Genomic DNA, 23559 nt, shown 5'->3' on the forward strand with positions numbered 1-23559 from the left:
AGGGCACCGGCTGTGCCGGTGTTCGCGGGTAAACCCCACACAGGTACCGCGTCGCGCTTGAATCGGTGGAAACCTGCAAGGGGCTGCCAAGCAGCCCCCGACGTCAGCGCGAGGTCTCGACGCGCAGCACTTCGGTGTAGATGGCATCGACCGTCTGGCCGACCTTGAGGTTCTTCATGCGGGCCTGAAGGTCGGGGTTCTCAACCTTGACCACCTGCACCTTGCCTTCCGGCGGCAGCAGGGTCACTTCATGGTTCTTCAGGTCGATCTTGCTGATCTTGGAAGTGACCTTGACCTGGCGGAACGCCTCGCCGCCGGGGTTGGGGTTGTCCTTGGTGGCGCGGATGGTGCCGGACTCCTCGCTCATCTTCGGCGCGCCGCCGACCTCGGTATTGAGTTCGTAGGCGACCGCCCGGGTCACGTAGATGTCCACGTTGTCCCCCACCTTGAGGTTGGGCAGGGCCTTGGCTTTTTCGGTGAGCTGGAAGGTCACGGGTTTCTTGTTGGGGCCTTCGACGGTGACTTGGTAATTCGGTGCATCGACCGCCAGCACATGGGTGGAGACGTGGCTTTCCAGGGCTTCACTGCCCAGCGGCAGCGGGGCCGCAACGGCGGTGAAACTGGCGGCGCAGGTTAGCGAGGCAAGGGCGAGGGAGCGGGTGAATTTCATCGGGCTTCTTTCCATGTCGTCGATTCCGGTTAGGCGTGCGCTACGCACGCGCCTACCAAGCATAGCCAGCCACTGGCGATATGCCTGCTACCTGGACGGCCCGTGACGAAGCGCCGCAGCTGTCACCAAATGAAAAACCCGTGTCGTCGGATGCGAAGCACCTGCCGGGCGCAGCGCTTAGAGTCCAATCAACCTGAACTGACGCAGTGCGTCCAGATCGATCGATTGGAGTGAGAGCATGGCCAAAGTCGTACGCTTCTATGAACCTGGCGGTCCCGAGGTATTGCGCTATGAAGATGCCGAGGTCGGCGAGCCCGGACCGGGCCAGGTGCGCTTGCGCCATGTGGCGGTGGGCCTGAACTATGCCGATACGTATTTTCGCAATGGCACCTACCCGATCCCGATGCCCAACGGCATCGGCGTCGAGGCGGCCGGCGTGGTGCAGGCGGTGGGCGAGGGCGTGACCGGCGTGGTGGTGGGCGACCGGGTGACCTACACCGGCTTTCTCAACACCCTGGGCGCCTACTGTACCGAGCGCCTGATCCCGGCCAATGCACTGATCAAACTGCCGGAAACCATCGCCTTCGAAACCGCGGCGGCCATGACCATGCGTGGCCTGACCTCGGCCTACCTGATGCGCCGGCTGTACGACTTCAAGCCCGGTGACACGGTGCTGCTGCACGCCGCCGCCGGTGGCGTCGGCCTGATCGTCTCGCAGTGGGCCAAGCTGTTGGGCGTGAACGTGATCGGCACGGTGTCCACCGAGGCCAAGGCCGAGCTTGCCCGCGCCCACGGCTGCACCCACACCATCAACTACAGCGTCGAGGATGTGGCCAAGCGCGTGCGCGAACTCACCGACGGGGTCGGTGTGAACGTGGTGTTCGACAGCGTTGGCCGCAGCACCTTCATGGCCTCGCTCGACTCGCTCAAGCGTCGCGGGCTGATGGTCTGCGTCGGCACCGCCTCCGGCACCATCGAGCCGTTCGACCCGCAGTTGCTGGCGATCAAGGGTTCCCTGCACCTGACCCGCCCGGCGCTGGCCGACTACATCGCCGATCCGGCCGAGAAGGCCGATCTTGCCGGCGAGCTGTTCGACCATGTCAGCAGCGGCCGCATCAAGATCGAGATCAACCAGCACTACGCCTTGCAGGACGCGGTCCAGGCCCATCGTGACCTGGAAGCACGCAAAACCACCGGCTCGTCGATCTTCATCATCTGAAGAGGGCAACACCATGCACGTAGAACAATTGACCTGCGCCATCGGTGCCGAGCTGATCGGGGTCAAGCTGGCGGACGCGATCCACGACGATGCTCTGTTCGAGCAGATCCGTGCGCAATTGCTCAAGCACCGCGTGCTGTTCCTGCGCGACCAGACCATCACCCGCGCCGAGCATGTGGCCTTCGCCCGGCGCTTCGGTGAGCTGGAGGACCACCCGGTGGCCGGCAGTGACCCGGACCACCCAGGCCTGGTGCAAATCTATAAACGCCCCGACCAGCCGGCCGATCGCTACGAAAACGCCTGGCACACCGATGCCACCTGGCGCGAGGCCCCGCCCATGGGCTGTGTGCTGCGCTGCGTGGAGTGCCCGCCGGTAGGGGGCGACACCATGTGGGCGAACATGGTGCTGGCCTACCAGAACCTGCCGGACGATGTGAAAGCCAAGATCGAGGGCCTGCGCGCGCGCCACAGTATCGAGGCGAGCTTCGGTGCCGCCATGGCGCTGGAAAAGCGCCTGGCCTTGAAGGCCCAGTACCCTGACGCCGAGCACCCGGTGGTGCGCACCCACCCGGAAACCGGGGAGCAGGTGTTGTTCGTCAACGCCTTCACCACCCATTTCACCAACTACCACACCCCGCAGCGGGTGCGCTTCGGCCAGGATGCCAACCCCGGTGCCGGAGACCTGCTGCGCTATCTGGTCAGCCAGGCCTACTTGCCCGAGTACCAGGTCCGCTGGCGCTGGTCGCCGGGCAGCATCGCCATCTGGGACAACCGCAGCACCCAGCATTACGCGGTCATGGACTACCCGCCCTGCCACCGCAAGATGGAGCGGGCCGGGATCAAGGGCGATCGCACTTTCTGAGTCACCCGTCGCCGGCTGGCGGCACCAGGACAATAACAATAGCGAGGACTACTTCATGCAATTCTTCGACGACTCGTTGCACCCGGAAAACATGGAAAAGGTGGTGATCACCGTGGCCCCTTATGGCCCGGAGTGGATGCCTGAGGACTTCCCTGAGGACATTCCACTGACCATGGACGAGCAGGTGCAAAAGGCAGTCGACTGCTACGAGGCCGGCGCCACCGTGCTGCACCTGCACGTGCGCGAGCTGGACGGCAAGGGCTCCAAGCGCCTGTCCAAGTTCAACGAGCTGATCGCCGGCGTGCGTGAAGCGGTACCGGACATGATCATCCAGGTGGGCGGCTCGATTTCCTTTGCCCCGGAGAGCGAGGGCGAGGCGGCCAAGTGGCTGTCCGACGACACCCGGCACATGCTGGCCGAGCTGACGCCCAAGCCCGACCAGGTGACGGTGGCGATCAACACCACCCAGATGAACATCATGGAGCTGCTGTACCCCGAGTACCTCGAAGGCACTTCCCTGGCCCATCCGGCCATCCAGGCGGCCTACAGCGAAATGACCGTGCCAGCCGGGCCGGCCTGGGTGCGCGAGCACCTGCGTCGCCTGCAGGCCAGCAATATCCAGCCGCACTTCCAACTGACCGGCATGCACGCCCTGGAAACCCTCGAGCGCATCGTGCGCCGGGGCGACTACATGGGCCCGCTGAACCTGACCTGGATCGGCATCGGCGGCGGTTTCGACGGCCCCAATCCGTTCAACTTCTTCAACTTCATCCACCGCGCGCCGGATGGCTGCACCCTGACCGCCGAATCGCTGCTCAAGAACGTGCTGCCGTTCAACACCATGGCATTGGCCATGGGCCTGCACCCGCGCTGCGGCAACGAAGACACCATCATCGACCAGCACGGCAAGCGCTTCACCTCGGTGCAGCAGATCCAGCAGACCGTGCGCGTGGCCCACGAACTGGGCCGGGAAATCGCCACCGGCAAAGAGGCCCGCGCCATCTACCGCATTGGCGAGCAGTACAGCAGCATCGAGCAGACCCTCAAGGCCAATGGCATGGCGCCCAACCGCCAGCCCGGGCGCAAGGGCGTGCCGCAACGCGCCTGATAGCGCGCGGGCCCTGTAGGCGCGGCCTTGCGGCCTGAAAGATTGGCGTCGCTGCAACGATGGCTTGGGCTGCTTTGCAGCCCTTTCGCGACGCAAGGCCGTGCCTTAAAAAGGCGGCCCAGGTTTTTTGGCTTCATCTCATAACAACAAAAACAACATCCACGCCAGATACCCCAAGGAGGCACCATGGCCGCCTATCTCGCCAGCGCCGCAGACGATGACGCTGACACTTCCCGTGGCATATCCAGGCGCTATGCCTGGATGGTCTTTGCCCTGACCTTTGGCCTGTTGATCTCCGACTACATGTCGCGACAGGTACTCAATGCGGTCTTTCCTCTACTCAAGCAAGAGTGGGCCCTGAGCGACAGCCAGCTGGGGCTGCTCAGCGGCATCGTCGCGCTGATGGTGGGGCTTCTGACCTTTCCGCTGTCGCTGCTTGCCGACCGCTTCGGCCGAGTCCGCAGCTTGGTGCTGATGGCTGTGCTCTGGAGCCTGGCCACCTTGGGCTGTGCTCTGGCGCAGAACTACCCGCAGATGTTCATCGCGCGGTTTCTGGTGGGGGTGGGCGAAGCGGCCTATGGCAGCGTCGGCATCGCCGTGGTGGTCGCGGTGTTCCCCCGCGACCTGCGCGCCACCCTGGCGGGCGCCTTCATGGCCGGCGGCATGTTCGGCTCGGTGCTGGGCATGGCCTTGGGCGGGGTGCTGGCCGAGCACTTCGGCTGGCGTTGGTCGTTCGCCGGCATGGCGCTATTCGGGTTGCTGCTGGCCCTGATCTACCCCCTGGTGGTCAAGGAGGCCAAGGTCGCGCCGCGGCGGCTGGACAAGGCCCTGTGCAAGGCAGCACGGCCGCTGCGCACCCTGTACAGCAGCCGCTCGGTGATCGCCGCCTACGTCGGCAGCGGCCTGCAGCTGTTCGTCGGCGGCACGGTGATCGTGTGGATGCCCAGCTACCTGAGCCGCTACTACGCCATGGGCACCGACCGGGCCGGGGTGATCGCCGCGATCATCGTGCTGTGCAGCGGCGTGGGCATGATCCTCTGCGCCATGCTTTGCGACCGCCTGGGGCGTGTACGCCAGGACCGCAAGATCAGCCTGGCCATCGCCTATTGCCTGGGCAGTTGCCTGCTGCTGTCGGTGGCCTTCGCCTTGCCCACGGGCACGGCGCAACTGGTGCTGATCTGCCTGGGGATGATGGTCGCGGCGGGCACCAGCGGGCCGTCCAGTGCGATGGTCGCGAACCTGACTCACTATTCGGTGCACGGCACGGCGTTCGCCACCCTGACCCTGGCCAACAACCTGCTGGGGCTGGCCACCGGGCCGCTGATCACTGGCCGCGTATCCGATGTGCTTGGCCTGCACGCGGCGATGCAGTTGGTGCCGCTGATGAGCCTTGGCGCTGCGCTGGTGTTCTTCATCGCCAAGCGTCACTACCACCGGGACATGGCCCGTTTGCAGGACAACGAGCCGACCCTGGCCCCCGGAGCGCAGCCATGATGCAGACGGTGACGTTGGAGGTGTTCTTTGACTTCATCTGCCCCTGGTGCCTGATCGGCCAGCGCCACCTGGCGCAGGCCCTGGCGCGGTTGCGTCACGAGCAGCCGCAGCGCCAGGTCCGGGTGCACTGGCGGGGTGTACAGTTGCTGCCTGGTCTCCCTGCTGAAGGGGTGCCGTTCGAGGCGTTCTACCGCGAGCGGCTGGGCAGCGACGAAGCTGTGCGCCAGCGCCAGGCCCAGGTGCGCGACGCGGCGAGCGCGGTGGGTGAGCACATCGACTTTGCCCGGATCCGGCGCATGCCCAATACCGCCAATGCCCATCGCCTGTTGCAGCGCGTGCAGGCGCTGGGCAACCGGCAACAGGCCGATGCCTTGCTGATGCGACTGTTCGCGGCGTATTTCCATGAAGGGCAGGACTTGGGCGATCGCGCCACGTTGCTCGCTATCGCCCAGAGCTGTGGCCTGATGCCCGCGCAGGTTACCGACTGCCTGCGCGAGGATGCATGGCCGTTCGTGGGCGAGCAGGGGCGGGCGGCGGGTGGGGTGCCGTGTTTTGTGGTCGACCGGCGTCGCGTGGTGTCGGGCGCTCAACCTGCTGATGTGTTGTTCGAGGCCTTGTGCGAGGCGCAGCCGGCATGAGCCGGCGTGTCGCGGTGCCGCCGGGCAAGTTGCCGCCGCGTAACGGCAGGGCATTGTTCGAGTACCAGGAGAAAAGCCTGGCCTTGTTCGATGTCGAGGGTGTGCTCTATGCCATCGACGACAGTTGCCCGCACCAGGGGGCCTCGCTGTGCGGCGGGCGGCTGGAAGGGCGGACCATCCAGTGTTGCGCCCATGGGCTTCGCTTCGACCTGGCCAGCGGGTATCTGCTCAATTCCACGGCGCTGAAGGTGACCTGTTATCCGGTGGAGCGGGAAGGGGAGTCCGTGTTCATCCTGTTCGAGGCCGAGGTGGTCTGTTGATCCCTGGGGCTGCCGCGCAGCCCATCGCGGGACAAGCCCGCTCCTACAGGTCCAGCGCCATCTTGTAGGAGCGGGCTTGTCCCGCGATGGGCCGCGCTGCGGCCCCAAGCACTTCAATGCGCCGCCGAGGGCGGATGACTGGCCCGCCAGCTGGCCGGTGGCATGCCGAACTGGGCGATGAACCATCGGGTGAAGGAGCTGGGCATCGAATAGCCGAGCATGTCAGCGATGCGTCCCAACGAATAATTGGGGTTCTCCAGGTAGCGCAGCACCAGGTCGCGACGCACGCCGTTGACCAGGTCGCTGAAGGTCACGCCACAGTCCTCCAGGCGCCGCTGCAGCGTGCGCACGTTCATGCCTTGGGTCTGCGCCACCTGTTCGATGGTGGCGCGGCCCATGGGCAGCAGCAGGTAGATGGTCTTGCGCATTTCCAGCTCCAGCGACGGTGTGCCGCTGGCCTGCAGGGTGTCCAGGTAGCGCTGGGCCAGGCGTGCCATGGCTTCGTTGGCCAACGGGGTGGTGGTGTCCAGGTCGGTCGCCGGGCACACGATGCCGTTGAACTCGCTGCCGAACACCAGCTTGCAGCCGAAGATACGCCGGTGGATGGTCGGATCGGCGGGCGCGGTATGGGTGAAGTTGGCGCTGATCGGCCGCCAGTGCGCGCCCAGCAGGGCCGCGCACAGGCGCAGCATCACGCCGATGGCGAGCTCCGTGGCCTGGCGACTGCCGTGGGCGCGGTCGGTGACCACCTCTTCGCGAATGATCACTGTCTTGCCGGCTTCCTCGACATGGATGGCCAAGGCGTCGTTGAGCAAGTGCCGATACTGCACGATCACCTGCAAGGCATCGCGCAGGGTGCGCTGGTGGCTGAGCAGCAGGCTGATCTCGCCGAAGTCCGACAACTGGCGCAGTTCCGCCATGCGCAGGCCGAAGGTCTCGCAATGGCTGGCCTGTGCCGAAGCCTCCAGCAAGGCGATCACCGTGGCGGCAGGGATGCGCTGGTTGGGGTCGTCCAGAAGGCTGGCGCTGAGCCCGACCTGGGCCAGCAAGGCATGGGGGTTCAGCCCCAGATGACGGGACACTTCGAGGTAGTTGGTCAGGCTTGCAGCACGTACGAGGGCGGTCATTTTATTGTTTTCCACGCGTTCTCATCAGGTGACCCGCGACGGCCCACGGGTCTCTTCTTATAGCTCGGGTGTCACCAAATGAGAAGCTGCTGTTGGTCTGGAAATTTCGGCCATTTCCCCATAACCCAGGCGATGCCGACCCCCGGCAAAGTCGCTGTCATCAAATGAAAAGTCACTGACGCCCAATGTAAAGCGCCTGGTTGGACCGCTCATTACTGTGAGGTCCAACGCGCCCCTGCGACCAGGTGGCGCACCACCCCTGGCTGAGGTGCCGACGTGGAAAAACTGCATACCAACGCGACCGTCTTGATCGTTCCCGGCCTGCGCGAGCACGTTGCCGAGCATTGGCAGACCTTGCTCCACGCACGCCTGGCCAAGGTGCGTACGGTGCCGCCGCTTAAGGTCAATGGCCTGGACTGCAATGCCCGGGTCGAGGCGATCCAGCGTGAGATCGAGCAGATCGACGGCGACGTGGTGCTGGTGGCCCACAGTGCCGGGGTGCTGATGGTGGCCCATTGGGCGGCGCGCCATCAGCGGCCGATCAAGGGCGCGCTGCTGGCCGCACCGCCGGACTTGCAGGCCCAGTGGCCCGCCGCCTATCCAAGCCCCGAACGCCTGCAGGAAAACGGCTGGACACCCTTGCCGCTCGCGCCGTTGCCGTTCCCCAGCATCGTCGCGGCCAGCAGCAACGATCACCTGGCCAGCCTGGACGCCGCCGCCGCCATGGCCAAGGCCTGGGGCAGCGAGTTGCTGGCGCTGGGCGCGGTCGGCCATCTCAACCCGGCTGCCGGTTTCGGCCCCTGGCCCCAGGCCGAGGCCCTGATCCAGCAACTCGACCGCTGACACCGTAATACCGCAACACCGCTTGACCAACGCCCGCGCATGACGGGCGGTGAACAGAACAATAACAATAACCGGAGTCACGCAATGCCCAAGTCACGCACCCACTGCCTGTTGGCCTGCACCGTTGGCCTGCTCACCTTGCCTGGTGCCCAGGCTTTCGAAGTCGATACCGGCCATGAGGACTGGTCCGTTCGCCTGGACAACACCGTCAAGTACAACTACGGCGTCCGCACCGAGAGCGCCGACAAGCGCATGCTGGCCACGCCGAACAACAACGACGGCGACTACAACTTTCGCAAGGCCGGTACCACCGTCACCAACCGGGTCGACCTGCTGACCGAACTGGATGTGATCTACCAGCAGCGCATGGGCTTTCGTGTCAGCGCCGCCAGCTGGTACGACAAGGCCTACGACAACACCGGTTCCAACTCCAACCCGTTCGTCAATGGCAACGGCGAGCAATCGGGCATCAATCCCAGCCTCAATGGCCTGCCCGGCACCGGTGTGCCGCTGGGCAGCCCGCACCTGAGCAACTACGCCCAGCGCTACTACAGCGGGCCGTCCGGTGAAGTGCTCGATGCGTTCGTGTTCATGCGCACCGAGGTGGGCGAGGCCTCCGAACTCAGCGGCAAACTCGGCCAGCACAACCTGTTCTGGGGCGAGACCCTGCTCAACCCGGTGCATTCGCTGAGCTATGGGCAGTCCGGCCTGGACCTGGCCAAGCTCGCGGCCTCACCCGGCACCGAGGCCAAGGAGCTGTTCGTGCCGCGCAACCAGCTGTCGGCCTCGTTTTTGGTCAATCCCGAGCTGACCCTGGGCGCACAGTATTTCCTGGATTGGGACGCCGCGCGGCTACCGGAGGCGGGCACCTATTACGGCGGCTCGGACCTGGTGGGCGAGGGCGCCCAGAGCTTCCTGCTCGGCCACACCGGCACCCCAGGGCTGATTCCGGTGCAGGGCGCCTTGACCAACATTCGTCGTGGCCACGACCTCACCCCGCGTAAGCGCGGCGACTGGGGCGTCATGGCCAAATGGTCGCCCGAATGGCTGGATGGCACCTTGGGCTTCTACTACCGCAAGAGCTCGGAGATCCTGCCCCAGGCCTGGCTCGATGCCCGCGGCCTGACCGTCGCCCGCGGCCCGTTCGGCAACCCGCCGGCCGGGCTGCAGGGCGCCGTGGGCAACCTGTACAACTCGCTGCAGAGCGCTACGTACCAGTTCGCCTATGCCGACGATATCGACATCTATGGCCTGAGCCTGTCCAAGGACGTCGGTGGCATCAGCGTCGGCAGCGACCTGAACATCCGCCACAACATGCCGCTGTCGAGCATCCCGGCGATCGTCAGCGCGCCCGGCCAGGGCGGCCTGGGCAACGGCTTCGGCCTATTGCCGCCGCGCCTGCCCAGCAGTGGCGTGGTCTACGAGACCCCACACGATGGCGACAGCATGAGCGCCACCGGCGACACCCTGCATTGGACCCTCAACGGCCTGATGAGCATCGGCGACACGCCGCTGTTCGACTCGGCGACCCTGTTGGGCGAGTTGTTCTACAGCAACCTGCTCAAGCTCGATAGCCACAACGAGGCCTTGTACAAGGGCAAGGGCAGCTACCGCGGCATCGACAAACCCACCCGTGACAACTGGGGCATCGCGGTCAACTTCACCCCCACCTGGTACCAGGTGTTCCCCGGCGTGGACATGAGCCTGCCGCTGTCGATCAACGTCGGCCTGGACGGTGTGTCGCCGGTCCAGGGCGGTGGCGCCGAAGACACCGGCAACTACGCCGTCGGTGTGAGCGCTGCGCTCTACAACCAGTATTTCGTCGATCTCAAATACGTCGACAGCTTCGGCAAGGCCGAGTCCTGCAAGGACGGCCAGACCGACGGCTCGACCCCCAATGCCCTGGATGGTGAGCAGGATTACACCTGCTATGGCGGCGGCTACGCCTCCTTCTCCGGTGGCGGCGCCACCACCGAGGACCGTGGTGCGCTCTACCTGACCCTCAAGACCACCTTCTGAGTACAGGAACCCCCAATCATGAAAACGTTGCACAACACTCTGCTGGCCTCGTGCCTGTCGCTGCTCGCCCTCAATGTCGCCCAGGCGGCAGTCTCCAGTGACCAGGCCGCGCGCCTGGGCACCAGCCTGACGTCGGTGGGGGCCGAAAAGGCTGCCAGCGCCGACGGCAGCATCCCGGCCTACCAGGGCGGCCTGGTCACCCCGCCGGCCAGCTACCAGCAGGGCGCTAGCATGCGCCCGGACCCCTTCGCCAGCGAGAAGCCGCTGCTGGTGATCAACGCTGCCAACGCCGAGCAGTACAAGGCGCAGCTCACCGCCACCACCCTGGAGCTGCTCAAGCGCTTCCCGACCTTCCAGGTGGATGTCTACCCGACCCACCGCACCGTCGCGCTGCCGCAGCCGGTGCTGGACAACACCCTCAAGAACGCCACCGGCGCCCGCAGCCAGGAGGGCGGTACCGCGGTGGACAACGTGCTGCCGGGCATCCCGTTCCCGATTCCGCAGACCGGCGCCGAGGCCATGTGGAACTTCCTGCTGCGCTACCAGGGCGTGAGCATGACCGCCAAGTACGACTCCTGGAACGTCGATGCGGCCGGCAAGGCCACCTTGTCCACCACAGGCCAGGCCAACATCAGTTACCCGGTCTATGAAGACATGGGCAAGACCATCGGCGCCAAGGACACCTACTACCAGATGAAACTGGTGTACACCGCCCCAGCCCGCCGCGCCGGCGAAGCGATGATGCTGCGCGACGCCGCCAACCCCCTGGCCCAGCCACGCAGCGCCTGGCAGTACCTGCCGGGCCAGCGCCGGGTGAAGCTGGCGCCGAACCTGGCCTACGACACGCCTAACCCGGGCACTTCGGGCTCGGGCACCTACGATGACGTGTTCGTCTTCAACGGCGCCCTGGACCGCTACGACTGGACCCTGGTGGGCAAGCAGGAAATGTACGTGCCGTACAACACTTACAAGCTGACTTACAACACCGATGTCAGCCAGCTGACCACGCCCAACCACCTGGCGCCGCAGTTCGTGCGCTGGGAGAAGCACCGGGTCTGGGTGGTGGAGGGCAAGCTCAAGGACGGCGCGCGCCACATCTACCACAAGCGCCGCTTCTACCTCGATGAAGACAGCTGGGTCGCCCTGGCCTCGGACCAGTACGACGCCCGTGGCCAGCTGTACCGTGGCTCGTTCGCCTTCCTCACCCAGAGCTATGACAAGACCACTCCCGATGCCACGCCGTTCATGATCTACGACCTGATCGGTGGCACCTACAACCTCAATGGCGTGGTCGGTGCCTACGGCGGTATCCGCTACATCGACCCCCTGTCCAAGACCCAATGGTCGCCCGAGTCCCTGGCGGGGGCCGGTATTCGCTGAGTGCCTGGGGCCTGCGCGGCTGCCTTGCGCAGGCCTCGTCCGACGAATCGGGAGGTTCGGGATGTCTGTCTTCAAATCAAGCGCCCAGGTGCTGATGCTCTGTGCCGCCCTGCAGGGCCTGGCCCAGGCCGCGCCCTACGTGGATGTGCTGGACCTGCCAGCGATGCCCAGCGCGCTGGCGCCGGTCAGCCCCTTGCGCGATGTGGGCCGTGCCGGTGAGCGGCTGGTGGCTGTCGGCCCGCGTGGGCACATCGTGTATTCCGATGACCATGGCGCGCACTGGCAGCAGGCTCAGGTACCGGTCAGCGCCGACCTCAATGCGGTGAGCTTCCCCACTCCCAGCAGTGGCTGGGCCGTGGGCAACGACGGGGTGATCCTGCACAGCGGCGATGGCGGCGAGCATTGGGAAAAACAACTGGACGGTCGCGTGCTCGCAGAGCAAGTGCTCGCCTGGTACCGCGCCCAGGCCCAGGCCGCCCCGCAGGATGAACGCTGGGCCGCCTGGGTGGCCGAGGGCGAGCGCCTGGTGGCCGAAGGCGCTGACAAGCCGCTGCTGGATGTGTGGTTCACCGATGAGCAGCACGGCTTTGCCGTCGGCGTGTTCAATCTGCTGCTGCACACCACTGACGGCGGGCGCAGCTGGACGCCCTGGCTCGAGCGCAGCGACAACCCCCAGGGCCTGCACCTGACCAGCCTAGCCCAGATCGACGGCGCGCTGTACATCACCGGCGAGCAGGGCCTGCTGCTCAAGCTCGATGCCGCCGGCCAGCGCTTCACCCGGCTGGCCACGCCTTACAGTGGCACGTTCTTCGGCATCACCGGCAAAGCGGGGGTGCTGCTGGCCTACGGCCTGCGCGGCCATGCCTACCGCAGCACCGATGGCGGCCTGAACTGGCAGCCGGTGAACACGGGCCTGGCCACCAGCCTCACCGCTGCCAGCCTGGACAGCCACGGCCAGTTCTGGTTGTCGAGCCAGGCCGGTGACCTGCTGCAAAGCCGCGATGGGGGCGCCAGTTTCATCCTGGTGCGCCAAACCTCGCGCACCCCCGTGAGTGCCAGCGCCTTCGACACCGCCTCCGACCTGGTGCTGGTGGGCGAGCGCGGCGTACGCACGCTGGCGCTTCAGTAAGCGCCACCCATAACAAGAGAAAACCCTGATGGCCGATATCCAACAAGACACCCTGCCGGTGATCCGCAACCTCGAAGATTTCGACACGCGCTCGGGCAACGGGCTGGAGCGCCTGGTGTTCAACCATCGCCTGGCGTTCGTGCTCGCCATGTGCCTGGCCACCCTGGTGCTGGGCTACGTGGCGCTGACCCGCCTGGAACTGCGTCCAAGCTTCGAGAAGATGATTCCGCAGAGCCACCCCTACATCCAGAACTACCTGGACAACCGCCAGTCCCTGCGCGGCCTGGGCAATTCGTTGCGGGTGGTGGTGGAGAACACCGAGGGCGACATCTTCGACCCGGCCTACCTGCAGGCCCTGCGGCACATCAACGATGAGCTGTTTCTCAGCCAGGGTGTGGACCGCGCCTGGATGAAGTCGTTGTGGAGCCCGGCTGTGCGCTGGACCGAGGTCACCGAGGAGGGCTTCCAGGGCGGCCCGGTGATGCCGGACGGCTACCAGGGGGCCCAGGCGGACATCGAGCAGCTGCGCCAGAACATCGAGCGCGCCAACATCGTCGGCAGCCTGGTGGCCCGCGACTTCAAGTCGAGCATGTTGGTGGTGCCGCTGCTCGACCGGGATTCGGCCACTGGCCGTGGCGTGGACTACCACGCGTTCTCCCGCCAGCTCGAACAGTTGCGCAGCCACTACGAAGCGGCCGGCCCCTACAAGGTCCACGTGATCGGCTTCGCCAAGCTGATGGGCGACCTGATCGACGGTTTGATCCAGGTGATGCTGTTCTTCGCCCTGGCGGTGGTCACGAGCCTGGTGATCATCTACCTGTACACCCGCTGCGTGCGCAGTACCTTGCTGGTGGTGCTGTGCTCGCTGACCGCGGTGGTCTGGCAGTTGGGCATCGTCGCCTGGCTGGGCTACGCGATCGATCCGTACTCGATTCTGGTGCCGTTCTTGATCTTCGCCATCGGCGTGTCCCACGCCGCGCAGAAGATGAACGGCATCATGCAGGACATCGGGCGCGGCACCCACCGCCAGGTCGCGGCCCGCTACACCTTCCGCCGCCTGTTCGTGGCCGGGGTGACGGCGCTGCTGGCCGACGCGGTGGGCTTTGCCGTGCTGATGCTGATCGACATTCCGGTGATCAAGGACCTCGCCATCACCGCCAGCATCGGCGTGGCGGTGCTGATCTTCACCTCGCTGCTGTTGATGCCGGTGGCGCTGTCGTACATCGGTGTCGGGCGCAAGGCCGCCGAGCGCGCCTTGCGCATCGACTCGCGCGCCGCCGCGCACCGGGGCTTCGGCAAACTGTGGGATGTGCTGGACCGCTTTACCGAGCGCAAGTGGGCCACGGCGGCGGTGCTGTTGGCCGTGGCAATGGGGGCAGGGGGGCTGTGGGCCAGTCTGCAGTTGAAGATCGGCGACCTGGACAGCGGCGCCCCGGAGCTGCACGCCGACTCGCGCTACAACCGCGACAACGCCTACATCACCGACCATTACGCGCTCTCCAGCGACACCTTCGCGGTCATGGTCAAGACCGCGCCTGAAGGCTGTCTGCGCTACCAGACGTTGGTGTTGGCCGATCGCCTGGCCTGGGAGCTGCAACAGCTGCCAGGTGTGCAGACCACGCTGTCGCTGACCAACGCCGTGCGCCAGATCACCGCCGGTACCTACGAGGGCAACCCCAAGCTCAACAGCATCCAGCGCAACCAGGACGTGCTCAACTACGCCGCCCAGCAGGCCTCGGTCAATGCCCCAGAGCTGTTCAACAACGATTGCTCGCTGATGCCGGTGATCGCCTACCTCAAGGACCACAAGGCCGACACCCTGGACGAGGTGGTGGCTGCCGCCGAGCGCTTCGCCCAGGCCAACAGCAGTGATGATCGGCAGTTCCTGCTGGCCGCCGGCAGCGCCGGGATCGAGGCCGCCACCAACATCGTGGTGCGCGAAGCCAACCGCACCATGCTGTTGCTGGTGTACCTGGCCGTCACGCTGTTCTGTCTGGTGACCTTCCGCAGCTGGCGCGCCACCTTGGTGGCGGTGCTGCCGCTGATGCTCACCTCGGTGCTGTGCGAGGCGCTGATGGTGGCCATGGGCATTGGTGTGAAGGTCGCCACCTTGCCAGTGATCGCCCTGGGCGTGGGCATTGGCGTGGATTACGCCCTGTACCTGCTCAGCGTGCAGCTGCATTACCAGCGCAAGGGGCTCTCGCTGGCCCAGGCCTACCAGAACGCCGTGGCCTTCACCGGCCGGGTCGTGGGCCTGGTGGGCATCACCCTGGCCGCCGGTGTGGTGGGCTGGGCCTGGTCACCGATCAAGTTCCAGGCCGACATGGGCCTGCTGCTGACCTTCATGTTCCTGTGGAACATGCTCGGCGCGCTGGTGCTGATCCCGGCGCTGTCGTACTTCCTCCTGCCCGGCGACAAGGTCCGGGCGAACGCCACCAGCCCCCGCACCCAAGGTGGGCTGCACTCCAACAACCAAGAAGCCGAGTGTTCGTCTCATGTCTGATTACCTTGCGCCTTTGCGCGATATGGATTTTCTGTTCAACGAAGTCTTCGATATCCCGGCTTGGTGGGCGCAGACGCCTGCACTGGTGGAACAGGTCGATGCCGACACCGCCAAGGCCGTGCTAGAACAGGCTGGCAAGGTCATCGCCCAGGTCGTGGCGCCGCTCAACCGCAGCGGCGACGAACAAGGCTGTCGCTTCGAGGCCGGCACGGTGACGACCCCGGATGGCTTCGTCGACGCCTACCGGACCTACGCGGCCGATGGCTGGGTGGGTGTGACGGGCGCCCAGGCGTTCGGTGGCATGGGCATGCCCAAGGTGATCGGCGCCCAGGTCGAGGAAATGCTCAACGCCGCCAACCTGTCGTTCGGCCTCTACCCGATGCTCACGGCCGGCGCCTGCCTGTCGTTGCTCAACCATGCCAGCGACGCGCTCAAGGCCCGCTACCTGCCGCCGATGTACGAGGGCCGCTGGACCGGTTCGATGTGCCTGACCGAACCCCACGCCGGCACCGACCTGGGCCTGATCCGCACCCGCGCCGAGCCCCAGGCCGATGGCCGCTACCGCATCACCGGTACCAAGATCTTCATCACCGGCGGCGAACAGGACCTGACCGAAAACATCATCCATCTGGTGCTGGCCAAGCTGCCTGACGCGCCGGCCGGGCCCAAGGGGATCTCCTTGTTCCTGGTGCCCAAGGTGATGGTCGAGGACGATGGCGAGCTGGGCGAGGCCAACGCGGTCAGCTGTGGCTCCATTGAGCACAAGATGGGCATCAAGGCCTCGGCCACCTGCGTGATGAACTTCGATGGTGCCCTCGGCTACCTGGTGGGGGAGGCGAACAAGGGCCTGAACGCCATGTTCACCATGATGAACTACGAGCGCCTGGGCGTCGGCATCCAGGGCCTGGCCTTGGGCGAACGCTCCTACCAGAACGCCGTGGCCTATGCCCGCGACCGCCTGCAGGGCCGCGCGGCCACCGGCCCCGAGGCGCCCGGCAAGGCGGCCGACCCGATCATCGTGCACCCGGACGTGCGCCGCATGCTGCTGACCATGAAGGCGCTCAACGAAGGCGGACGAGCGTTTTCCACCTACGTGGCGCAGCAACTTGACGTGGCCAAGTACAGCGAGCAAGCCGACGTGCGCAGCCAGGCCGAGGCCCGCGTGGCATTGCTGACGCCGGTGGCCAAGGCGTTTCTGACCGACATGGGGCTGGAGACGACGGTGCATGGCCAGCAGGTGTTCGGCGGCCATGGCTATATCCGCGAGTGGGGCCAGGAGCAGTTGATCCGCGACTGCCGCATCACCCAGATCTACGAGGGGGCCAATGGCATCCAGGCCCTGGACCTGGTGGGTCGTAAATTGGTCGCCGACGGCGGGCGCAGCTATCAATTGCTGGGCGATGAGATGCGCGCATTCGCCCAAGGCCTGGCGCCGTCGCGCGGCGAGTTCCGCACGCCGTTGCTGGCCGCGCTGGACAACCTGGACGAACTGACCGCCTGGGTGCTCGACCGCGCCCAGGGCAACCCGCGAGAAATCGGCGCGGCGGCGGTGGAGTATCTGCACGCCTTCGGCTACACGCTGTACGCCTACCTGTGGGCGCGGATGGCCGATGTGGCCATGGCGCAGGAGGGCGCGTTCTACCAGAGCAAGCTGGGCACGGCGCGGTTCTACTTCGCTCGCGTGCTGCCGCGCATCCATTCGCTCAGCGCCGTGGTCAAGGCCGGCAGCGACAGCCTCTATCTGCTCGACGAGGCGCAGCTGTGATGGAGGGCGCCATGATCAAGACCCGCGTCATCGCACCGGCGGCCGAGGCCTACACCTACCCGCTGCTGATCAAGCGCCTGCTGCTGTCGGGCGTGCGCTACCAGCCGGGGCAGGAGATCGTCTACGCCGACCAGCTGCGCTACAGCTACACCACCTTGCAGACGCGCATTCAGCGTTTGGCCAATGTGCTCATCGAGGCCGGCGTGCGCCCGGGAGATACCGTGGCCTTGCTCGACTGGGACAGCCACCGGGCGCTGGAGTGCTTCTTCGCCGTGCCGATGATTGGTGCGGTGTTGCACACGGTCAACGTGCGCCTGTCCGCCGAGCAGATCCGCTACACCATGAACCACGCCGAAGACCGGCTGGTGCTGGTGCATGACGATTTCCTGCCGCTGATGGAACAACTGCACGGCGAGTTGGGCACGGTCGAGCGCTTCATCCGCCTCGGCGAAGGCCTGGCGCCGGTGACCGGCCTGCCGTTGGTGGGCGAGTACGAGGCCTTGCTGGCGGCGGTGGACAGCCACTTCGACTTCCCCGATTTCGATGAAAACTCCGTCGCGACGCTGTTCTACACCACTGGCACCACTGGCGATCCGAAGGGCGTGTACTTCACCCATCGCCAGCTGGTGCTGCACACCCTCAACGAGCTGGGCACGCTCGCCGCCTGTGGTGGTGAGCCGCTGTTGCGCACGGGCGATGTGTACATGCCGATCACGCCGATGTTCCATGTGCATGCCTGGGGCGTGCCCTATGTGGCCACGGCGCTGGGTATCAAGCAGGTTTACCCCGGGCGTTACGAGGCCAATCAGTTGGTGCGCCTGTACCGTGACGAAGGGGTGACCTTCTCCCATTGCGTGCCCACCTTGCTGCAGATGATGCTCGACTGCGAAGAGGGCAAGCGCACAGACCTCAAGGGTTGGAAGATGCTCCTGGGCGGCAGCGCCCTGACCCAGGGCCTGGCCCAGCGAGCCAGCGAGCGGGGCATTCGCGTGCATTGCGGTTACGGCATGTCCGAAACCTGCCCATTGCTCAGCCTGACCTGCCTGAGCGCCGAGGATCTGGCGCTGCCCATGGCGCAGCAGGTGCCCCTGCGCATCGCGGCCGGCGTGCCGATCCCGCTGGTGGATCTGCGCATCGTCGATGGCGAGGGCCAAGACGTGGCCCATGACGGCGAAACCCTCGGCGAAGTGGTGGTGCGTGCGCCCTGGCTGACCCAGGGCTACCTCAACGCGCCCGAGCAAGGCGCCGCGCTCTGGGCCGGCGGCTGGTTGCACACGGGCGACTTGGCGTGCATCGACGCGCACGGGGTGATGCGCATCCGCGACCGGATCAAGGACGTGATCAAGACCGGAGGCGAGTGGATCAGTTCGGTAGAGCTGGAAAGCCTGATCAGCCAGCACCCCGGCGTCGACTCGGTCGCCGTGATCGGCCTGCCGGACGAACGCTGGGGCGAACAGCCGCTGGCCCTGGTGGTCTGCACCGAAGGCATGACGCTGGACCAGCCAGCCCTTGCCCGGCATCTACAGCAATACGTCGACAGCGGGCGACTGAACAAATGGGCCGTGCCCCGGCAGGTGCGTTTCGTGGACCAAATCCCCAAGACCAGCGTGGGCAAGATCGACAAGAAGCGCATTCGCCAGACTTGCCTTTAGGCACTGGGCTTTTCGCGGGTAAACCCGCCACAAGGGCCTGCGCGGACCAGGTGGGTTTACCCGCGAAGAGGACAACACAAGCATATCCAGAAACCATTCCCCACTTGGGTAGTTCGACCGAATCATTAGGCTTAAGGCGAGACCTGATTCAAGGAAGATCCAATGCCTCTCGCCAAATCCCACCTGCTGCGCCGTGGCCGCTACTCGGCGCCTGGCAGGTTGTACCTGTTGACCACTGTCACGCATCGTCGCAAACCGCTGTTTTGCAATCTTCGACCTGCTCGCCTGGTGATTCAACATCTACGTCTGTTGGACCAGGAGCAGGCCTGTCGATCCTTGGCATGGGTGGTAATGCCGGATCATCTTCATTGGTTGATCGAACTGAAGGCTGCAACGCTGGGCACCTTGATGCGCAGGTTCAAGTCGCGCTCAAGCCGTACCTTGCATCAGTCAGGTGTTGAAGATCACCCGATTTGGCAACCGGGCTACCAAGACCGGGCGCTGCGTCGGGAGGAGGAGGTGAAGGCAGTGGCCAGGTACATTGTGGCCAACCCGCTGCGGGCGGGCTTGGTGAATAGCATCAGGGAGTACCCGCACTGGGATGCCGTCTGGCTTTGAATCCGTGGTGCTCCCTTCGCGGGTAAACCCGCTCCCACAGGAATCGCGTCGCCCTGGCGTCTGTGCTCAGTCAGGGAGTACCCACACTGGGATGCCGTCTGGCTTTGAATCCGTGGTGCTCCCTTCGCGGGTAAACCCGCTCCCACACGGATCGCGTCGCCCTGGCGTCTGTGCTCAGTCAGGGAGTCCCGCACTGGGATGCAGTCTGGCTTGAATCCGTGGTGTTCCCTTCGCGGGTAAACCCGCAGGTATCGCCTCGTCCTAACGTTTGCGCCCGGTCTGACAGGCGCAACACAACCCCAAGAGCGACGCGATCCTTGTGGGAGCGGGTTTACCCGCGAATGCGCCAAAAAGTTCACCACGAAAACCACTGAATGAAATAACGCCAGCCCAGGCACCACCGTAAGGGCGCAAAGGTGAACGAGCGTCGCCACGTCAAATGGATAAACCCACAACCTCAACACCAACCACTGCTCGACTCGGATTCACGCAAACCCGGGCTGATACATACACGTGTTCAGGTCCTCCAGAAACGCCTGCAGGATCGGCGGCGGGGTCACGCCGCGTCGGGTGATCACGTCGAAGGGGGAGGTGAGGTCCAGGGTGTTGGCGCCCAAGCGGTACATCTCGCCGGTCTTGACCCACTGCTCGGCGAAGTGCACCGGCAAGAACCCGATATAGGCCCCGGAAATGATCAGGATCGCCGCCGCCTCGATGTTCTCCACGGTGGCGTCGGCCTTGCTCATGCCCAACTGCGTCAGGTCGTACTGCTGCATGTAGCCGCGCACCACGATCCGGCAGGCGCGCACCTCTTCTAGCAGGCGCCCGTTGGCCGGTTTACTGGCGAACAGCGGGTGGCGACGGCCGCAATACAGCCCCAGGGCTTCGTTGTACAGCGGTAGGTAGGACAGCCCCGGCACCCGCAGGGGAAAGTGCCCGATGGCCAGGTGCAGACGCCCGTCCAGCACCCGCTCTTCGAGCTCCGCCGGGGCGCCGATGTAGATGTTCAGCTGGGCATCGTGGCCTCGGGAGACGAAGCGCTGGGTGGTGCGCGGCAGCGGTGAGTCGGGGTCGGTCAGCGTGGAGTCGATGATCCCCAAATTGAGCTGGCCGCTGATGTGCTGCTTGAGCACGTCGGCGTCCATGCAGAAGCTTTCCACCGCGCTCAAAAGGCGCAACGTGGCCTCATGGATGGCCACGCCCTGCTCGGTGAGGCGAAAGCCGCTGCGCCCGCGCTGGCAGAGCTTGACGCCCAGGCGGGTCTCCAGGTGCGTCATCTGTTCGCTGATGGTGGACTGGCCGGTGTTCAGCGCCGCCTGCGCCGCGGAAAACCCGCCGCACTTGACGATGGTGGCGAACACCCTGAGGAGCTTCAGATCGACATCGTGGAGCTGGATCACCGCGGCCTCCCGGGCCGAGGTCACATCGCGGGCTGCTGATATGAACGCTCGGCTGAATGTGTTTTTGCCAAAGCTAACCCTGCACGCAGAGCAACCGCAATCCCGGCGTTTGGCAAAACGCCTGCGGCAGCGTCGGTCTGCGCAGATGCAGACATCGGCCGCGCCAGATACTTCGGCGCAGCCGATGTATGCATCTGGACTTGCGCATTTTTCCAGGGCCTGGCCGGGCCCATAGTGGATTCAACGGTGTCGCACAGTCGCCCCGTCTCCTGACCAGAACAAGAAATTGGAGAAGCTCGAACATGGCAAAGCATGGTTATGAATCCGGCCGCCTGAACCTGCCCTTCGTAGGGCATTGCACGTTCGCCAAGTCGCCCATCTGCACCGACTGGAACGCCATCGACGCCGATGTGGCGATCCTCGGTGCGCCCAACGACATGGGTACCCAATGGCGCTCCGGCGCACGCTTCGGACCGCGCGGCATCCGCGAGGCATCCACGCTGTTCTCCTTCGGCCACTCCGGCGCCTATGACCACGAAGATGACGCCACTTACCTGACCGAAGACCAGGTGCGCATGGTCGATGTGGGCGATGCCGACATCGTGCACACCGACATGGCCACCAGCAACGCCAACATCGAATCGGCCGTGCGTCAGATCCTCGCCAGCGGCGCCATGCCGGTAGTGCTGGGCGGTGACCACTCGATCCACGCGCCGGTCATCAAGGCCTTCGAAGGACGCGACCCGATCCACATCATCCACTTCGACGCCCACCTGGACTTCGTCGACGAGCGCCACGGCGTGCGTTATGGCCACGGCAACCCCCTGCGCCGCGCTTCGGAGCTGTCGAACATCACCGGCATGACCCAGATGGGCATCCGCAACGTGTCCTCCTCCAACCGCGACGACTACGACGCCGCCCGCGATGCCGGCTCGAACATTCTCTCGGTGCGCGACGTGCGCCGCCTGGGTGTCGAAGGCGTGTTGGCGAAGATCCCCCAGGACATCGATTACTACATCACCATCGACATCGATGGCTTCGACCCGTCCATCGCCCCGGGCACCGGCACCCCGAGCCATGGCGGCTTCCAGTACTACGAAGTGCTGGAGATCATCCAGGCGCTGGCCAAGCGCAGCAACGGCCGCATCGTCGGCATGGACCTGGTGGAAGTGGCCCCGGCCTATGACCCTGCTGGCGTGACGTCCATCCTCGCCGCGCAACTGCTGATGAACAGCATCGGCTTCATCTTCCACGCGCGCGCCAAAGCTCGCTGATCCGGAGTTTCCAACGTGGACAACAAGGTAAAGAACTACCTGCAGACCTTCGGTGTTTCCGAGGCGACCCAGCGCTTTCTCTCCAAGCAGCAGCACATGTTCATTGGCGGCGCCTGGGTGCAGGCCAGCGATGGCGCCACCGCTGAGGTGATCGAGCCCTCCACCGAAGCGGTGCTCACCCGCATCCCCATGGGCACCGCCGAGGACCTGGACCGCGCCGTCAAGGCTGCGCGTGCGCAGTTCGACGGCGGCCCTTGGAGCCAGCTCAAGCCGCTGGAGCGTGAGCGCGTGCTGCACCGCCTGGCCGATCTGATCGAGGCCAATGGCGAGGAGCTGGCGCAGATCGAGTCCATCGACATGGGCAAGTCGGTCGACCAGGCGCGTGCCGTGGACATCCAGGGCACCATCGACACCTTCCGCTATTTCGCCGGCTGGGCCAGCAAGATCCACGGGCGCACCGTCGAACCCTCGCTGCCGGGCAACTACCTGGCGTACACCCGCAAGGAAGCGGTGGGCGTGGTCGGGGTGATCGTGCCGTGGAACTTCCCGCTGCAGACCATGGCCTGGAAGCTGGGCGCGGCCTTGGCCGTTGGCTGCACCGTGGTGGTCAAACCGGCTGAGCTCACTTCGCTTTCGGCCCTGCGCTTCGCCGAGCTGGTGCAGGAAGCCGGGCTGCCCGACGGCGTGGTGAACATCGTCACCGGCCGTGGTAGCGTGGTGGGTAACGCCATGTCCAGCCACCCAGGCATCGACAAGCTGAGCTTCACCGGCTCCACCCCGGTCGGCTGCGCGGTGGGCAAGGCCTCGATGGACCAGATGAAGCGCCTGACCCTGGAGCTCGGTGGCAAGTCGCCGGTGATCGTGTTCGCCGATGCCGACGTCGAAGCCGCCGCCCAGGCGGTGGCCAACGGCGTGTTCTTCAACTCAGGCCAAGTGTGCGACGCCGGGACCCGCGCCTACATCGAGCGCAGCATCTACCCGGCCTTCCTGGAGGCGCTGGCACGCTACACCGCAACGCTCAAGATCGCCCCCGGCCTGGACCCGGATTGCTTCATCAGCCCCATGGTGTCGCGTCAGCAACAGCAGCGGGTGCTGGAGTACATCGCCCTCGGCAAGGCCGAAGGCGCGCAGGTGTATTACGGCGGTGAGCCGGTCCAAGGCCCGGGCTTCTTCGTGCAGCCGACGATCTTCGCCAACTGCACCCACGACATGCGCATCGTGCGTGAGGAGATCTTCGGCCCGGTGCTGGTGACCCAGCCGTTCGACACCCAGGAGCAGGCGGTGGAATTGGCCAACGACTCGGAGTTCGGTTTGGCCGCGGCCATCTACTCCAACGACCTGGGCCGGGTCCACGGCCTGATTCCGCGTCTGCGGGCAGGGACCGTCTACGTCAACGCGCACAGCACCCTCGATCCGTCCATGCCTTTCGGCGGCTACAAGCAGTCGGGCTATGGCAAGGACATGGGCGCCGAACAGCTGGAGTTCTTGCTGGAGACCAAGGCGGTCTGGATCACCTTGCCCTGAGGTCCAGGGCTGGC

General features: G+C 65.4%; 19 protein-coding genes. 16 read left to right on the forward strand and 3 right to left on the reverse strand.

Features of this window, described 5'->3' with window-relative positions; genetic code table 11:
• Positions 1–103: 103 nt before the first annotated feature.
• Entirely contained in the window at positions 104–670 is a 567-nt protein-coding gene (locus tag ACNFCH_RS21275; RefSeq protein WP_337159038.1) for a hypothetical protein, read from the reverse strand.
• 238 nt (positions 671–908) lie between these two features.
• On the opposite strand from ACNFCH_RS21275, the gene ACNFCH_RS21280 reads away from it, so the two are divergent.
• The 6 genes from ACNFCH_RS21280 to ACNFCH_RS21305 all read left to right on the forward strand — a co-directional run bounded on the left by ACNFCH_RS21280 (position 909) and on the right by ACNFCH_RS21305 (position 6311).
• Positions 909–1889 carry a quinone oxidoreductase family protein gene (locus tag ACNFCH_RS21280; protein WP_102081980.1) on the forward strand — a complete coding sequence of 327 codons (981 nt, stop codon included), beginning with the start codon at positions 909–911 and terminating at the stop codon, positions 1887–1889.
• Between the two features lie 13 nt (positions 1890–1902).
• Complete coding sequence (locus tag ACNFCH_RS21285; protein WP_416743643.1) at positions 1903–2751, forward strand: TauD/TfdA dioxygenase family protein; 849 nt, start codon at positions 1903–1905, stop codon at positions 2749–2751.
• A gap of 55 nt (positions 2752–2806) precedes the next feature.
• Positions 2807–3859: a 3-keto-5-aminohexanoate cleavage protein gene (locus ACNFCH_RS21290; RefSeq protein ID WP_043215843.1), complete on the forward strand. Its 1053-nt coding sequence runs from the start codon at positions 2807–2809 to the stop codon at positions 3857–3859.
• Positions 3860–4045: 186 nt separating this feature from the next.
• Entirely contained in the window at positions 4046–5353 is a 1308-nt protein-coding gene (locus ACNFCH_RS21295) for an MFS transporter (RefSeq protein WP_416743645.1), read from the forward strand.
• Entirely contained in the window at positions 5350–5991 is a 642-nt protein-coding gene (locus ACNFCH_RS21300) for a DsbA family oxidoreductase (RefSeq protein WP_416743647.1), read from the forward strand. The genes ACNFCH_RS21295 and ACNFCH_RS21300 overlap by 4 nt, the downstream gene beginning before the upstream one ends.
• Positions 5988–6311, forward strand: a complete 324-nt coding sequence (locus tag ACNFCH_RS21305; RefSeq protein ID WP_416743649.1) for a Rieske (2Fe-2S) protein — start codon at positions 5988–5990, stop codon at positions 6309–6311. Before ACNFCH_RS21300 ends, ACNFCH_RS21305 begins: the two co-directional genes overlap by 4 nt.
• A gap of 113 nt (positions 6312–6424) precedes the next feature.
• On the opposite strand, the gene ACNFCH_RS21310 is transcribed toward ACNFCH_RS21305, so the two are convergent.
• Positions 6425–7438, reverse strand: coding sequence for an AraC family transcriptional regulator (locus ACNFCH_RS21310; protein WP_416743651.1), 1014 nt, complete (start codon positions 7436–7438; stop codon positions 6425–6427).
• Positions 7439–7714: 276 nt separating this feature from the next.
• On the opposite strand from ACNFCH_RS21310, the gene ACNFCH_RS21315 reads away from it, so the two are divergent.
• The 8 genes from ACNFCH_RS21315 to ACNFCH_RS21350 all read left to right on the forward strand — a co-directional run bounded on the left by ACNFCH_RS21315 (position 7715) and on the right by ACNFCH_RS21350 (position 19347).
• Positions 7715–8281, forward strand: coding sequence for an RBBP9/YdeN family alpha/beta hydrolase (locus ACNFCH_RS21315; RefSeq protein ID WP_337159032.1), 567 nt, complete (start codon positions 7715–7717; stop codon positions 8279–8281).
• Between the two features lie 84 nt (positions 8282–8365).
• Positions 8366–10300, forward strand: coding sequence for a DUF1302 domain-containing protein (locus tag ACNFCH_RS21320; protein WP_337159031.1), 1935 nt, complete (start codon positions 8366–8368; stop codon positions 10298–10300).
• Positions 10301–10318: 18 nt separating this feature from the next.
• On the forward strand, positions 10319–11680 hold the full coding sequence (locus tag ACNFCH_RS21325) for a DUF1329 domain-containing protein (protein WP_043215716.1): 1362 nt from the start codon (positions 10319–10321) through the stop codon (positions 11678–11680).
• A gap of 61 nt (positions 11681–11741) precedes the next feature.
• Entirely contained in the window at positions 11742–12809 is a 1068-nt protein-coding gene (locus tag ACNFCH_RS21330) for a WD40/YVTN/BNR-like repeat-containing protein (RefSeq protein WP_337159030.1), read from the forward strand.
• A gap of 28 nt (positions 12810–12837) precedes the next feature.
• Positions 12838–15312 (forward strand): efflux RND transporter permease subunit, encoded by a 2475-nt coding sequence (locus tag ACNFCH_RS21335; protein ID WP_337159029.1) that lies wholly within the window; start codon positions 12838–12840, stop codon positions 15310–15312.
• Complete coding sequence (locus ACNFCH_RS21340) at positions 15305–17077, forward strand: acyl-CoA dehydrogenase C-terminal domain-containing protein (RefSeq protein WP_416743656.1); 1773 nt, start codon at positions 15305–15307, stop codon at positions 17075–17077. Before ACNFCH_RS21335 ends, ACNFCH_RS21340 begins: the two co-directional genes overlap by 8 nt.
• An 11-nt stretch (positions 17078–17088) precedes the next feature.
• Positions 17089–18729, forward strand: a complete 1641-nt coding sequence (locus tag ACNFCH_RS21345; RefSeq protein WP_337159027.1) for a fatty acid--CoA ligase — start codon at positions 17089–17091, stop codon at positions 18727–18729.
• 162 nt (positions 18730–18891) lie between these two features.
• Entirely contained in the window at positions 18892–19347 is a 456-nt protein-coding gene (locus ACNFCH_RS21350) for an REP-associated tyrosine transposase (RefSeq protein ID WP_416743657.1), read from the forward strand.
• 485 nt (positions 19348–19832) lie between these two features.
• Here the strand turns inward: ACNFCH_RS21350 and ACNFCH_RS21355 are convergent, their stop codons facing one another.
• Entirely contained in the window at positions 19833–20747 is a 915-nt protein-coding gene (locus ACNFCH_RS21355) for a LysR family transcriptional regulator (RefSeq protein WP_196163383.1), read from the reverse strand.
• A 302-nt stretch (positions 20748–21049) separates the two neighbouring features.
• Between ACNFCH_RS21355 and speB the strand changes: the two genes are divergently transcribed.
• Both speB and ACNFCH_RS21365 read left to right on the forward strand, forming a co-directional pair.
• Positions 21050–22021, forward strand: a complete 972-nt coding sequence (speB, locus tag ACNFCH_RS21360) for an agmatinase (RefSeq protein ID WP_043215790.1) — start codon at positions 21050–21052, stop codon at positions 22019–22021.
• 15 nt (positions 22022–22036) lie between these two features.
• Complete coding sequence (locus ACNFCH_RS21365; RefSeq protein ID WP_337159025.1) at positions 22037–23545, forward strand: aldehyde dehydrogenase family protein; 1509 nt, start codon at positions 22037–22039, stop codon at positions 23543–23545.
• Positions 23546–23559 lie beyond the last annotated feature (14 nt).

The sequence above is a fragment of the Pseudomonas sp. NY15354 genome, from assembly GCF_048068075.1.
Classification (GTDB): Bacteria; Pseudomonadota; Gammaproteobacteria; order Pseudomonadales; family Pseudomonadaceae; genus Aquipseudomonas; species Aquipseudomonas guariconensis_C.